The following is a 14405-nucleotide window of genomic DNA, read 5'->3' as shown; positions in this document are numbered from 1 at the left end:
TACCCTTTGAATATATACACATCACTAATTAAAACAGATATGTTGCATATATTTATTTTGATACATATATGTCGATCAATGTGCATGCAAAAAACTTTCCCTGATTGATTCGAACAATTTTGAATTAACAATGGAAAAGTCCGGCAGCGGTCGCTCTTTCTTCGGTTGTCCAACGATTGGAAAACAGAGCGAAATGGCCCGCATATACCGCCGCCTCACCCGGCCGGGCCTATCATAAGCGGAAGGGGGTGCACCATCTGCGCAAAACCGGGCCGAATCAGGCCTCGCATTCGGGCGCAAGATTGCGCTCAAGCAAAAAGGCCTCAACCTCGCTGATCCGCCCCAAAGCCAGCATCGTGCGGGCAATTTTTTCAGCTTCTTCCATATTGAGCTCATTCACCAGACGCTGGAGCGTCGGCGCATTCACACTGTCGATGCTGAACTTTTTCAGTCCGACACCCAACAGGAAAGGCAGCATACGCGGATCCGCCGACAGGTCGCCGCAAATGGAAACATCTTTTTCATACTTCAATCCGGCCCTCACAATGCGGTTGATCGCGCGCAGAATGGCCGGATGGTGAGCGAGATACAGGCTGGAAACCATCTCGTTGGTCCGGTCAACCGCCAGCATATACTGAATCAGGTCGTTTGAACCAATCGAAAGAAAATCCGCTTCCTGCGCGAGTTCATCCACCACCTCGACGGCAGAAGGCAGCTCCATCATGACACCAAACTTCGTGTCCGGATTAAAAGCAATACCCTCGGCATCGAGACTGCTCATACACTCATAGGCAATATCACGTGCGGCAATAAAGTCGTCCACAGAAGAGACCAGCGGAAACATAATGCGCGTGTCGGCATCGGCGCCGGCCCGCAGAAAAGCCCGAAGCTGCTGAGAAAATATGTCTTTATTCTCTAGCGAGAAACGGATCGCCCGCATACCCAGAAACGGATTGGCTTCATTGACGTTTGAATAGTAGGAGAGCATTTTATCGCCGCCGATATCCAGAGTCCGGAACGTAACCATCCGACCCTCCATCTGATCAACGAGCTTTTTATAAATCACATATTGCTCTTCTTCTGTAGGAAAGTCATTCCGGACAATGAACGGGAATTCGGATCGATAAAGCCCTACCCCCTCAGCCTTGAATTCACGGGCAGGCTTGAGGTCGCTCAACAAATTAATGTTGGCAAAAATACTGATCCGCTGACCACATCGGGTCCGCGTTTCCTCCTTCATATCCGCCGCGTCGTGCAGCACCCGCCAGGCCTGATCAAGATCGCGGTATTTATCATAAACCTCCGGACCCGGATGCAGATAAATAATGCCCTGCTCCGCATCCATCAGCATCTCTTCGCCATCCGGAATAGCATCCGCCTGCTCCCGGCTGATAGCCACCATCGGAATACCCAGCGACCGCGAAATAATGGCGTTGTGCGAGGTCACCCCGCTGCTGACAATGAATCCTTCAACATTTTCGGCCGAAAGTTTCAGGATATCCGACGGCAGCAGCTCATGTGCAATGATGATCTGTCCCTGATAATCTGCCGTATCAGCTTCTTCATTCAGAAGATTTCGCGTAAGACGATTGCCCAGATCCTTAACATCGAGCACTTTTTCGCGGATAAGCGGCATTTTGCTCTTTGAAAAAACTTCCACATATTCATCGACCACAGTGGCAATGGCCTTAACAGCCTCACAGCCCTCTTCAATCAAACCCTTAATCCGTCCGGAAAACTGATCATCTTCCAGAATGAGCAGATGGGCGCTGAAAATGAGCACAGCCACATCGGCCAATTCCTCACTGGTCTGACGCTGAAGCCGATCGATCTGTTCCGCCGTTTTTTCAACCGCCCGCTCAAAATCCTCCAGTGAATGCGGTTTTGCATCGGGATCAGGAAGAACACACGATTCACTATTTGCCGAATCCAGTGTAAAGGCTTTCCCGCGCGCCGTTCCTGTGCTCGCCGACCGCCCTTTAATCAACGATTCACTAATCACCTTTTTCGGCGCAGCCGTTTCCGATGCAGCAGCTTCCAAGCGCGCTTCACTCAACAACTGCACGTTTTCAATCATCGTTGCCAACTGAGCGGCAATCGCCCGGAGGGCCTTTACATCATTCGGTGTGAAATAGTTGGCCTCATCCGCCTGCACCACCAACGCACCGATACGGCGCAAACCGCGCAGAATCGGAACCGCCAGAAAGGCCTCATAGTCCTCTTCGTGTATACCGGGGAAAAATTTGTAGGAATCACTCCGGGAAGCGGTTCCGACACAAATCGGACGAAGTTCCCGAACCGCCCGGCCCGTAATCCCCTCACCCAGCTTCAACTTCACCGCGCCGATGGCCCGCTCGTCGAGTCCCTGGGTCGCCCGCAATGTGAGCTCCTTGTCCTCTTCGTCATAAATATAGATCGAACAGACGTCCGCCTGCATATGCGACGCCACAGACGTCACCACCTGCTGCAACAGCTCCCGGCGGTCACGCCCCCCTTCAGCCAGCGATATCAACTCCGCAATGTCGCAAACCAGATCTACATTTCTCTTTTTCATCATAGGCTTAAATTATTTCTTAAAAAGGGAACATATCCGGCAGAATGCCGATAGTCAAAGTTTAGAGATAATGCAATTTAGCCCTCGCCCACACCCGGACCCTTTCGTAATATTTTCCTTCAATTGGAAAAGCCATGAAAAAGAACACACCCTCTGTCGAACAACTGCTCAAACTCTATCGCCCAATGGTGGCCTCCCGCTATACGGACCAACTTCAGTCCGCTGCCGCCCAGCGGGGCGAAGTCTTTTTTTACATCCCCTCCTCCGGTCACGAGGCCTCCGCCGCACTGGCACCGCACATGATCGAAAGCGACTGGCTGCACCTGCACTATCGCGATCGTGCACTGGCTTACGCCCGCGGGGTTTCGTATGAAACCGTCTTTTACGGTCTCTTCTCGAAAGCGGAATCCAATGCCGCCGGCCGCCGCATGCCCGCATTTCCCAGCGATCCCGCGTTGAATATCATGAGCACCCCGACGCTCGTCGGCAGCAATGTCCTGCAGGCGGTCGGAGCCGCATCCGTCATCAAAAACGACGCGGACAACCCCTTTGTACTTGTTTCCGTCGGTGACGGGGCCACCCAGCAGGGCGACTTCTATGAAGCCGTCGCAGAAGCCGTCCGGGCCAATCTGCCGGTGCTCTTTCTGATTGAAGACAACCGCTTTGCCCTCTCCACTCCGACCAAAGGCAACACCTTCTATTCCCTGCCCGACGGAGAATCTGATTCGTTCCTCGGCCTTCCGATTCAGCGGATCGACGGCGCCGACGCCATTACCACATATGAAAAATTCGGCAGCGTCGTTTCCAATCTACGGCAAACCCGCGGCCCGCAGATTGTCGTTCTGAACGTTGAACGGCTTGAAAGCCACACGAACGCCGACGATCAATCCGTTTACCGCTCAGAGGCCGAACTTCAGGCCGCCATGGAAAATGCCGATCCCTGTGCCGGACTCCGCGACTACCTGCTGGCCAACGGGGCGGATGCCGCAACCGTCAAAGCCGTTGAAGACGATGTGAAGGCCCAGGTGGATGCCGCTTTCCACACCGCACGCGGCGGAACCGCGCCCAAGGCCGAATTTTCCGCCAAAAAACCGCTTCCGGAACCGCGGAATGAATATCGCGGAACTGAAGAAAACCGAACTCTCAGCATGCTCGAAGCCATGCGCGAAGCGCTGAAAAACCGACTTTCCAAGGATCGGAAAACCACCCTGCTCGGGCAGGACATTGAAGATCCGAAAGGCGATGTCTTCGGACTGACCCGCGGCCTTTCCCAGAACTTTCCGCAGCAGGTAAACAATGCGGCGCTGGCGGAAAACACGATTCTCGGCGTTTCCACCGGACAGGCCCTTGCGGGCGGAAAACCAGTGGCTTTCATGCAGTTTGCCGACTTTATGCCGGTGGCCTATAACCACATTCTTTCCGAAATCGGAGCCATGTACTGGCGCACCAACGGCCAATGGGAATCTCCCGTTCTGATCATGTCCATTTCCGGCGGATACCGTCCGGGCCTCGGCCCGTATCATGCCCAGACCATGGAATCGATCTGCGCTCACATACCCGGTGTGGATGTCTTTATGCCCTCCACCGCCGCCGATGCCGCCGGACTGCTGAATGCCATTGCTGAATCCGGACGACCGTCCGTTTTCCTTTTCCCGAAGAGTCTGATTAACGACCGCTCGAACACAACGTCGGTCGACATCGATGAACACTATGTTCCCATCGGGAAAGCCCGTGTAACCCGCGTCGGTCAGGATATCACGCTCGTGAGCTGGGGCGGCTCCATGCCGGTGATCGAACGCACTGCCGAAGCATTAAAAGAAGTCGGTATCAATGCCGAAGTGATTGACCTGCGCACGATCTTCCCGTGGGACGAAGAAACCGTTCTCGCTTCCGCCAGAAAAACCGGAAAACTGGTCGTTGTTCACGAAGACAATAAAACCTCGGGTATGGGCGCCGAAGTCGCCGCCGAAATTGCGGAAAAAGCCGGTGCCGATGTTCAGGTGGCCCGCGTCACCCGCCCCGATACCTATATTCCCTATGATTTCGCCTGCCAGATCGAGGTGTTGCCGTCCTTCAAACGCACGCTCGAAAAATGCTGTGAAATGCTCGAAATCGATATTCACTGGAATAAACCCATTGAAGATGAAGCCGGCATCATTACCGTAAAAGCCATCGGCTCCAGTCCATCCGATGAAACCATCACCGTGGCCGACCTGCTGGTTACAACAGGCGAAGAAATCAAAGAAGGCGACCTGATTGCTTCGGTCGAGGCCGACAAAGCCTCTATGGATATCTCCGCACCGGTTTCCGGTAAAATCTCAGAAGTGCTCGTTCAAGAAGGCGATACCCTGACCGTCGGAACACCGATGCTGCGTATCGCCTCGGATGAAGCGGCCCAGCTCAAGCCGGTCACCAAAGAAGATCCGGGCACACCGGTGATGGAACGGCGACGTACAGGTTCGGCCACCGTGAATGCGGCCCCGGTTCATCCAGCCCGCGAACAAAAAACCATTTATATTTCAAATATCACCAAAGTGTTCGGTTCCCGTCACATCACAAACGAAGAACTGCTGCAGGGCCGTCACGAATGGGATTCCGATGCTATCCGTAAACGGACCGGCATTGAAGAACGCTACTGGATCGACGGCGACGAAGATGTCCTCAGCCTCGCGGTGAGTGCCACCCGCCAGCTGCTGGAAACGGAACATCTTACCCTTTCCGATATCGGTGCCATCATTTGCTCCACCGGCACCCCAAAAACCATGACGCCGTCACTCGCCTGTCAGGTGCTGCATGCACTCAGCCCGGCAAAAGGAGAAGTGCTGATGCAGGCGCACGATGTGAATGCCGCCTGCTCGGGCTACATGTATGGCCTGCAATCCGCTTTTGATTTCCTGACCAATGCACCGGATAAAAAGGTGATCGTCATTACCGCCGAAACCCTTTCGCCGATGGTCAATATGGATGATCAGAAAACCATGGCCCTTTTCGGCGATGCCGCCACCGCTTCGCTGGTAAGCTGCGAAAAACGCCCCGGCAATATTGAGGTGAAACTCAACCGCCCGTTCCTCTCCGCCACCGGCGTGGATCAGAAAGTGCTTTATGTGCCGAACATGGGCAGCGGCGAAGTCATTGAAATGGAAGGTCTCACCGTCTTTAAACTGGCTGTGCGCAAAATGATCGATGTGCTCGACAGCGCCTGCCAGGAACGCGGCATTCCACTGGAAGCTCTCGATAAAGTCGTGCCGCATCAGGCGAACGAGCGCATCATCGAAGCCATCCGGAAAACGATCAAATTCCCGCCGGAAAAAATGTTCAACCACATCCGGAAATATGGCAACACCTCGTCGAATACGATTCCGATTGCCCTATGCGAACTGGCTCCAACCCTTGGAAAAGATGCCAAGGTCGGCCTGACCGCTTTTGGCGGCGGTTTCACCTTCGGTGCGGCCGTAGTGGAAAAGGCCTAGCTTCTCCTGCGTCGGAAGAGCCGGATTAAACGGATGGTTTCGCGCATGAGCACAGGCTGGCGCATCAAGAGCCCAGAATGCCCTTTCGGAGCGTTCCTGTGCCGGAAGAGGAACTTAAGGGCTTTTTTATCCGTTCCGGAAATTCGGATTTTTATTCCCCGCGTAAAACATAGCGACTCCATTGGAACCCAGACTGTTACCAATCTCCGTCGCGTTCTCCATCCACTCCCCGACCGTATCTTGATCCTCTCCCCTGATACCCCGTCTTTTCAAGGTATAAACCTGTAATCCAAAACAAGATTCTTTAGCCCGCCGCTTCATAGCATCCCCCTGATTGACCCGTTCGCAAAACCCGTGCACACACATTTTTATTAAAGTATGACAGTAATTTAATAAGTTACAAAATCACGCAAATTCCTATGCTATTATCCCCTGATAATATTTTTTACTATGTGCTTTGGCGGAGCCTTATGATGAGCATATGTTTAGCCGCGTTAACTGAACTATGCGGCATAAAATTTTATATTTGGCCGCTACAAACTAAGGGGCAAGTACATGAAACGCACACTGTTTGCCATATTGGCATGCACAACATCCCTCGCTTTCGGCGGGGATTTTATTCAATGGACCGATACCAGTCTGACGGTACTGGAAGGTACCGGCTTTGAAGCGGATCCGGATGACCAGACCACGCTGACCATCGAACATGCCAACGGCTGGAAATACGGCGACTTTTTCTGGTTCAATGACTTTATCTATTTCAACGGCGACGAAACTTTTTTCGGAGATGAAGCGTCCTACTATGGTGAAATTGCGCCGCGCTTCAGTTTCAACAAAATGACCGGCGAAGACCTCTCCGTTTCATTTATTAAAGATTGGTATGTCGCTACCTGCTATGAATACGGTCGCAGGGTTAACGGAGATAAATATGGGCATAACATGCTTGTGGGTGCCGGTGTCGACCTCGACGTCCCTGCCTTTGACTATTTTCAGCTCAACCTTTACCAGCGCTTCGACCTTAAAGGCGACAACGGCGAATCCGTACAGCTGACTGCCGTCTGGAAATATTCCACTCCGGTTGGCAAGTCCTCGTTCATCTGCGACGGCTTCATGGACTGGGTTATTAATGACGATGGCGCCTATAACAGCAACCTGCACTTCTGCCCGCAGATCAAGTTTGATGTCGGTACCATTTGGGATTGGAACCCGAACCGTCTGAACGTAGGTGTTGAATACGACTACTGGTCCAATAAATATGGATTCAATTCCGACCAAAGCGCCATCAGCCTGCTCGTGAAATCGCACTTCTAATTCCTAACGGGAGAACACCATGACCGGCTTTTTTAAACTCAAAGAACACGGTACGGATGCAAAAACCGAAATCATCGGGGGGGTAACCACCTTCCTGACCATGGCCTACATCATCTTCGTGAATCCTATGATTCTGAGTGCAGCCGGCATGGATAAACCCGCCCTGATCACCGTCACCTGTCTGGCGGCGGCGCTCGGCACCTTTCTCGTCGGCCTCTGGGCAAACGTTCCGTTTGCCATGGCCCCGGGAATGGGGCTCAACGCCTTTTTTACCTACACACTGGTGATGGGCCAGGGGCTGGATTGGCAGACCGCGCTCGGCGTGGTCTTTATTTCCGGCATCGCCTTCCTCGTTCTGACCGTGGTCGGAATCCGGGAAAAAGTGGTCACCGCTATTCCGGTTGGGCTGCGGATCGCAACCGCAGCCGGCATCGGCCTGTTCATCACTTTTATCGGCATGAAAAATCTCGGGCTGATTGTCGATAACCCGGCCACGCTGGTTTCCATCGGCCCGCTGACCAAACCGGTGCTGATCGGCCTGGTTGCGTTGCTGCTCATTACCGTACTCGAAGCCCGGAAAATCAAAGGCGGCATTCTGATCGGCATCGTCTTTGCAACCGTGGTCGGTGCCCTGTTCGGCGAAGTCAGCCTTCCCGAAAAGCTGGTTTCCACCCCGCCAAGCATAGCGCCGATCGCCTTTAAACTCGACATCCTGGCCGCCCTGCAATGGGGTCTCATCGGGGCCATTTTCTCCTTCATGTTTGTCGACCTGTTCGACTCCATCGGCACCATCGTGGCCTGCTCCTACGAAGCGGGCTATGTCGAACCCGACGGCACCATTCAGAAAATCGATAAAGTGCTCGAAGCCGACGCCGTGGCAACCATTGCCGGCTCTCTGCTCGGCACCTCCACCACAACAACCTACATCGAATCCGCTTCCGGTATCGGTGACGGAGCACGCACGGGCCTCGCATCTGTTGTGACCGGAGCCCTGTTCCTGCTGGCCCTTTTCCTGGCTCCGGTCATTGGAATTGTCCCGGCCTTTGCAACAGCTCCGGCCCTGATCATCGTCGGCGTTTATATGTTCCGTAACATCAGGGAAATCGATTTTTCCGACCTGAAGGTGGCCGTGCCTTCCTTCCTGACCATGATCCTGATGCCGCTGACTTTCAGCATCGCCACCGGACTGACCGTCGGATTTCTTTCCTATATTCTGATTGCCGTCTGCTGCGGCGACTTCAAAAAGATCTCACCGGTTATGTGGGTCGTCGGGCTGCTCTCCGCCATTAACCTGTTCGTGAGTATACCGCATTAATCAGCACTGACAGAGCGCGTAGTGCGGGCACTCGGAGAAGCCGAACAGCAGCTCGCCCGGAAAAAAATGCCGGCACTGCGCGCCATGGCGGAGAGGGAGGTAACGCCCCCAACCGGAACCGTTACCTGAGTTATGCCAACAAGCCTTAATCCCGCGAGCGGAACAATATCCGGCTTTAATTTCGAACGAATAAAATAACCCTGCGTCTGAATGCGTTTATAAATCGCAGCCAGACGCAACTGCTGTTCGGCACCGTAAAAGGAAGAGGTTATATGAAATCAAGAGCGCTGGTATCGCTGTTTATCGCACTGATGTTTATCGGAATGGCCGTCACCGGCGTATTGAGCTACCTATGGAAATATAACCAGCGCCTCTCCGCCTTCCACGTGATCTTCAGTTTTTCATTTCTGGTGCTGGCGCTCTTTCATATTTTCAACAACTTCAAACCCCTGAAAAACTACGCCACCAAAAAGAAAACCCGATTTCTGCTGCCGGTGCTGCTGGGCGTGGTCGCCGTTTATATGGTCGGGATCGCCTATTCCCTCTTCCCCTTTAAACAGATTGTAGGCTTCGGAAAAACACTGCGTCAGCAGGATGAAATCCGCAAGAAAACCGAATATGTCATCACCACCAAGTCGGAAGCCGCCGGCCGGGCCATCACCATCGACTTCCGGGCCGGACCGGAATATATGACGAAAAGAACAGCGCCCGACGGCCGGGTGATCACCTCCATTCCGCAGATCGCCGTCTGGCTGGAGGATGCCGACGGAAGCTATCTCGAAACGCTTTACGTTTCCGGGAAATCAGCCACCGGAAACTACAGCGGCGGCAAAAACCGGCGGCCCGGAGCTCTGCCGGCCTGGAGCCATGCCCGCGGGATAAAATCGGCCGATGGCCTGTTTATGCCCGATGCCGGCTCCGCCGTGGTCGACGGCCTCTCCGCCGCCACCCCGCTCACCAGTTTTTCGCTGCATTCCAGATATCCCGAAAAGCAGAACCTGAAACTGCGGGTTGAAGTGAACAAATCCTTTGATGACAACGAGTACTTCAATAAAGAAAACATCACGGATGATCCCGTTTACCTGAAAAACCCCAACGGCCAGCCCTCGCTGATCTATACCGCCGAACTGAACCCGGAAGCATCCGTGGTACTCGCCGAACTCACCGGACACGGGCATATCTCAGGCGCCGACGGCAAAATCAACCCCGACCTTTCCAACATCACCACCGCCCGCCACATGTTTAAAGGCATCGTTATCGAAACCGAATAACCGCAGACCGGGTCCCCGGCCCGCTGCCTGCACCCTCCGCACAACACATCGCCCCCCACCATCTGTTCAACGGCATCGTCATCGAAACCAATTGACCGGAGTGCAGGTAAAGAATTATCCTGACCGTTCAAAACTTCAAGGAGAGGATGTAGCGATGTTACCTTTTAAGATTATACGTAAAATTGGAAAAATGCTGCGCGGCGGAGCGGGCAGCAGAGAGATCTTTCTGGGCACACTCTGCGGGGTGCTGATCGGATTCAATCCGGTCGCCGGCCTGACGCTGGGGCTGATGATCCTGATTACCCTGCTGCTGAATGCGAACATCGGTTTCGCGATGCTGGGGGTGGCCCTCGGTAAAATCCTCTCGCTGCTGATCTCCGTGGTCACCTTCCACACCGGCTTTTTCCTTATCCACAAGGTCGGCCTCGAAGGCCTGTTTGCCAAACTGGCCAATGCGCCGGTGACGGCACTGATGGATCTGGATGTCTACGCCATGATCGGGTCCCTGCCTTTCTCCATCATTATCGGCCTGCTCTTCGGCAAATTTATGGCCGGCACCGTCACCAAGGTCCGCGAGCAGATGGTGAAAGCCGGCGAGCACGAAAAAGTCGGTAAAGCCGTCGGCAACAGGTTTTCCCGATTCCTGATGTGGCTCGCCTTCGGTAAACAGAAAATCTCCACGGCCGATGTTCTGGCCAAAGAATCCACGCTGGTCCGGAAGTCCGGCATCATCCTCGTGGCTGTGGTGCTGGTGATCGGCCTGCTGCTGGAATTCCTGCTGGTCGACAGCCTCCTGAAAAAAGGCCTCGAAACGGCCATTTCCTCCGGCACCGGGGCCGAGGTCAATGTGGAGGACGCACACTTTTCCATGGGCAGCGGCAAGCTGGAGGTGGTCAATCTCCAGGTCACCGATCCCGACAAGCCCACGCATAACCTCGTTCAGATTGAACAGCTTTCAGCCGACCTCAGCGTGAGCGACCTGCTCCGCCGCACCTACACCGTCGACCGGCTCGCCGGCTCCGTGCTGAAAACCGACGTCGAGCGTGCATCGCCCGGCAAGGTGTTTGAGAAGGTGAAAGACGAAGCGGACGCCGCGGAAGAAGAAAAACCGGATGCCGAAGACGGAAAATCCCTCGACGACTATCTGGCTCAGGCGGCCAAATATAAAGAGTATGGCCGCAAAATTCAGGACTACCTCGAGAAACGCCAGGAAAATGCGGAAGCCGAGGCCAAAGGCGAAAAGCCGGAACCGTCCAAGGACCGCGCACTGGCCGATGCCAAAAGAGTGGGCTATCTCAAAGCGCGCGCCGACCTCGTAACCGACCGCCCCGAGTGGACCATCCGCAGCCTCGAAATCGATCAGGTCGAATTTTCCGACAGCTATCCCGCGCATAAAATCGAGGGTTCGGAACTCTCCAGCCATCCGGAGCTCAACGGTGTGCCCACCTCGATCGCCATGATTCCCATGGACTCCGAAGAACCGGCCCTCAAAACCGTCCTGCATTTTGAAGATCCGGCGGCCCCGCACGAAATCTCCGCGAGCTTCAAGAACGTCGATCTGGCCAAAGCGGTCAAAACCGGCGATGACCTGAAGCTAGAAAAAGGCCTCGCCGATATTTCAGCCGGCGGCACCTTCTCCTCTAAAACCCTCGATGTGCCGTTCACCCTCACCGTGCGTGAGCTCAAAACCAATAACGACATCGTCAACAATCTGAAAAACATCGACGTGCCCGGCAGACTCTACGGCTCGCTCGCCCTGCCGAAGGTGAAGGTCGAACTCGACGACAACCTGAAAGACGCCGCCCTCGATGCCGCCAAAGCCAAGGCCAAGGAAGAAGTCAAAAAGGAAGCCGCAAAGCAGCTCGACAAAGCCCTCGATTCCGACGAAGCCAAGGATCTGAAGGATAAATTCAAGAAACTGTTTTAAACCGGACCACGGGATGAACGGGATTCAGATTAAAGGCTGAAGCTCCTGTTCATCCCGTCAAAAAAAGAGCGCACGCATGGCCAACTTCGTTTACATCGCGACCAGTCTGGACGGCTATATTGCCGGGCCGGACGGGGAGCTGGACTGGCTTATGAATTTTCCAAACCCTGGAAAGTCCGACTTCGGGTTCGGCAGATTCATGAAGAAAATCGATGCGCTGGTGATGGGCCGCCATACGTTTGAAAAGGTGCTGACCTTCGGAACCTGGCCCTATCCCAAACCGGTTTTTGTGCTCTCCTCCACCCTCACCGGGATTCCGGAACATCTCGAAGGCAAAGTGGAACTGGTGAGCGGCGATCTTCGCGCCATTGTGAACGACCTCAACGACCGGTGGTTTAAAAATCTCTACATCGACGGCGGGCAGACCGTTCAGAGCTTTATGCGCGAGGACCTCGTGGATGAGCTGATCCTTTCCCGCATCCCGGTCGTGCTCGGCGCAGGCCTTCCACTGTTTGGAAAACTCGACGAGGCGAAACGCTTCGACCTCGTGAAAAACGAGGCCTTCAAAAACGGCATTGTTAAAACCCACTACCGGCGCAGCCGATGACCCGTTTGGAACAATCACGCAACGCCTGGGGCACCCCGGAATTTGAAGCGGTCTTCAAGGCCGAACTTCCAACCCTTGGAAATGCCCTGCCCCTGCAGCAGGGGCTGGCCGCTGGCAGTTTTTCGCTTACAGACTCCGTCGAGGTGATGATCATCCGCCAATCGGCCGACGCAGATTTTATCCGGGTGAAGGCGGGGCTCTTTTATGAATCCTTAACGCCGGGCTGCGCGTGCGCCGGCGACCCCACCGTCGAGAGCGAGCAGAACGAGCACGTCACCGTGCTCGTCTCGATCAACCGGACAACCGCCGAAGCGGTTTTCCAGGTCCTGGACGTTTAGAGGTCGCATTGCTGCAGGGTATCGGGATGGTGCTCCAGCCGGACCGATGCGAAGCCCTCGATTTCCGCGGTGGCGCTGAAGGTCGGGCGCCGGGCGCTCTTGCGCGAAAACTGATCCGTATTCGTATCCGCCTTCACCATCTGCAGCACCTCGCCGTCGGCCCGGATAAATTCAACGTCCACGTGCCCGACCCGCGTCACGGAATTATTCTTCGGCCGCAGCGACCCATGAACCATCACACCGCCTTCCATCTGATCGATATGAACATTCGTGATCAGGACGTCTTTGCTCGATTGGATTTCCACACCGGCCTGTCCCGGGCCGAACGTTGAGCATCCGGCCAGCACGAGCAACCCGGCCGCGGTCATTGTAATTAATCTTTTCATTTTAAATGTCCTCCTGCATGAAACGGGAAATTTCGGCCAGCGCCAGATGCGCCTCCCTCAAGGCCTCGATATAGCGGATGCGGATTTCAGCCAGATGCTGCTGCGTGGCGATCCGCTCGATCCACGAAAAGCGGCCGACGTCATAGCCGGCCTTGCTCAGTTCATAGGCGCGTTCCGCCTTGGGGATCAGCCGGTCGCGGGTCATTTCAGCATCCTGCCGGGCATTGGTGTAGGCCGAGAGCAGAACCGAAAGCTCCTGCTGAAGCCGGCGCCGCAGCTCTGCGCCCTCCGCCGCCAGCGCCTCGGCCCGGGTCAGCGCCGCGGACTGCGCCGCCTTGCCGCTCCGCACAAAATTAAGCGGAATCGAGGCGCCGAACACAAAGGTGTTCTCGTCGTCCAGCGCCTGATACCGAACCCCCGCGCCCAGCGTGATATCCGCGGCATCAGCCGCTCCCGCCAGCGCCGCCTCCGCGCGCAGAACATCCACTTCCGCGGCCCGCTGCCGAAGCAGCGGGTGGGCTTCAGTCACGGCGCGGATTCCAGGGACTGGAAGGGTATAATAGTCCGCCGTCAACCGCCCCGTTTCGACCACGGGAATACCGATCAGCGATGCCAGCCGGATCCGCGCGGTCTTCAGCTCACCCGCATTATCCATGCGTTCCATCGCCGTTTCGTCCTGACTCAGCTCCGCCTCCAGCAGCTCCAGCTCCGAGGCCCCGCCGGCGTCAAAGCGCTCCTTCGCCACCTCGACGAATTCAGCCGCCAGCTTTTCCTGTTCAGCCCGGACCTTGGCCGTTTCCTGCAACGCCGCGGCTTCAATAAAGGCCTGCCGGACCTCGGCCAGCAGCGCCAGCTCATTCGCCGCTTCGGCCTGAAAAGCCGCAACCGCCGCCTGTTCCGCCGCCGCGCGGCCGTGTTTCCGTTTGCCCCCGCGCTCAAAGGTCTGACGCAGCGCCAGCGTATATTCGGTGTCGTCAAAGCCGTCGAGGTCGCCGCCGATGCCTTCGGCCTCGAAATCGAGTTCGGGATTTTTCCACCGGCCGGAAGCGTTAACCGCTTCGCCGGCGGCCTGCGTCTGTAGGCGTGCGGCCTTCAGCTTCGGCGAATGAATCCGCGCCATTTCCAGCGCCTGATCCAGGGATAAGGACGGCTGCCCGGGCTCAGCGAACCCGACGGCCGCCACGCCGCTCAACAGCAAAATAAGGTGTTTCATGATGTTCTCCTGA

General features: G+C 55.4%; 10 protein-coding genes. 7 read left to right on the top strand and 3 right to left on the bottom strand.

Going from position 1 to position 14405, the window contains the following annotated elements; all coding sequences use genetic code 11:
• Nucleotides 1–277: 277 nt before the first annotated feature.
• Entirely contained in the window at nucleotides 278–2557 is a 2280-nt protein-coding gene (gene ptsP, locus P9H32_RS08590) for a phosphoenolpyruvate--protein phosphotransferase (RefSeq protein WP_322608486.1), read from the bottom strand.
• Nucleotides 2558–2688: 131 nt separating this feature from the next.
• Here ptsP and P9H32_RS08585 point away from each other — a divergent pair, with 131 nt between their 5' ends.
• The 7 genes from P9H32_RS08585 to P9H32_RS08555 all read left to right on the top strand — a co-directional run bounded on the left by P9H32_RS08585 (nucleotide 2689) and on the right by P9H32_RS08555 (nucleotide 12793).
• Entirely contained in the window at nucleotides 2689–6024 is a 3336-nt protein-coding gene (locus P9H32_RS08585; RefSeq protein WP_322608485.1) for a beta-ketoacyl-ACP synthase 3, read from the top strand.
• Between the two features lie 555 nt (nucleotides 6025–6579).
• Entirely contained in the window at nucleotides 6580–7335 is a 756-nt protein-coding gene (locus tag P9H32_RS08580) for an outer membrane protein OmpK (protein WP_322608484.1), read from the top strand.
• Between the two features lie 19 nt (nucleotides 7336–7354).
• Nucleotides 7355–8650, top strand: a complete 1296-nt coding sequence (locus tag P9H32_RS08575; RefSeq protein ID WP_322608483.1) for an NCS2 family permease — start codon at nucleotides 7355–7357, stop codon at nucleotides 8648–8650.
• Between the two features lie 272 nt (nucleotides 8651–8922).
• Complete coding sequence (locus P9H32_RS08570) at nucleotides 8923–9921, top strand: hypothetical protein (RefSeq protein WP_322608482.1); 999 nt, start codon at nucleotides 8923–8925, stop codon at nucleotides 9919–9921.
• A gap of 154 nt (nucleotides 9922–10075) precedes the next feature.
• Nucleotides 10076–11848 (top strand): hypothetical protein, encoded by a 1773-nt coding sequence (locus P9H32_RS08565; protein WP_322608481.1) that lies wholly within the window; start codon nucleotides 10076–10078, stop codon nucleotides 11846–11848.
• A 76-nt stretch (nucleotides 11849–11924) separates the two neighbouring features.
• Nucleotides 11925–12455, top strand: a complete 531-nt coding sequence (locus P9H32_RS08560) for a dihydrofolate reductase family protein (protein ID WP_322608480.1) — start codon at nucleotides 11925–11927, stop codon at nucleotides 12453–12455.
• Complete coding sequence (locus tag P9H32_RS08555; RefSeq protein WP_322608479.1) at nucleotides 12452–12793, top strand: hypothetical protein; 342 nt, start codon at nucleotides 12452–12454, stop codon at nucleotides 12791–12793. Before P9H32_RS08560 ends, P9H32_RS08555 begins: the two co-directional genes overlap by 4 nt.
• Here P9H32_RS08555 and P9H32_RS08550 read toward each other — a convergent pair.
• Both P9H32_RS08550 and P9H32_RS08545 read right to left on the bottom strand, forming a co-directional pair.
• Nucleotides 12790–13179, bottom strand: a complete 390-nt coding sequence (locus tag P9H32_RS08550; protein WP_322608478.1) for a hypothetical protein — start codon at nucleotides 13177–13179, stop codon at nucleotides 12790–12792. The genes P9H32_RS08555 and P9H32_RS08550 overlap by 4 nt on opposite strands.
• Nucleotide 13180: 1 nt before the next feature.
• A complete protein-coding gene (locus P9H32_RS08545; protein ID WP_322608477.1) occupies nucleotides 13181–14392 on the bottom strand; it encodes a TolC family protein in 1212 nt (403 codons plus the stop codon).
• Nucleotides 14393–14405 lie beyond the last annotated feature (13 nt).

This window comes from Pontiella agarivorans (assembly GCF_034531395.1).
Taxonomy (GTDB): Bacteria; Verrucomicrobiota; Kiritimatiellia; order Kiritimatiellales; family Pontiellaceae; genus Pontiella; species Pontiella agarivorans.
This window is presented reverse-complemented; position numbering and strand designations above follow the sequence as displayed.

Excerpts from the sequence above, each read along its gene's own strand:
- ptsP (WP_322608486.1), bottom strand. The coding sequence starts at position 2,557 with ATGATGAAAAAGAGAAATGTAGATCTGGTTTGCGACATTGCGGAGTTG.
- P9H32_RS08580 (WP_322608484.1), top strand. The coding sequence starts at position 6,580 with ATGAAACGCACACTGTTTGCCATATTGGCATGCACAACATCCCTCGCT.
- P9H32_RS08575 (WP_322608483.1), top strand. The coding sequence starts at position 7,355 with ATGACCGGCTTTTTTAAACTCAAAGAACACGGTACGGATGCAAAAACC.
- P9H32_RS08560 (WP_322608480.1), top strand. The coding sequence starts at position 11,925 with ATGGCCAACTTCGTTTACATCGCGACCAGTCTGGACGGCTATATTGCC.
- P9H32_RS08555 (WP_322608479.1), top strand. The coding sequence starts at position 12,452 with ATGACCCGTTTGGAACAATCACGCAACGCCTGGGGCACCCCGGAATTT.
- P9H32_RS08585 (WP_322608485.1), top strand. The coding sequence starts at position 2,689 with ATGAAAAAGAACACACCCTCTGTCGAACAACTGCTCAAACTCTATCGC.
- P9H32_RS08570 (WP_322608482.1), top strand. The coding sequence starts at position 8,923 with ATGAAATCAAGAGCGCTGGTATCGCTGTTTATCGCACTGATGTTTATC.
- P9H32_RS08550 (WP_322608478.1), bottom strand. The coding sequence starts at position 13,179 with ATGAAAAGATTAATTACAATGACCGCGGCCGGGTTGCTCGTGCTGGCC.
- P9H32_RS08565 (WP_322608481.1), top strand. The coding sequence starts at position 10,076 with ATGTTACCTTTTAAGATTATACGTAAAATTGGAAAAATGCTGCGCGGC.
- P9H32_RS08545 (WP_322608477.1), bottom strand. The coding sequence starts at position 14,392 with ATGAAACACCTTATTTTGCTGTTGAGCGGCGTGGCGGCCGTCGGGTTC.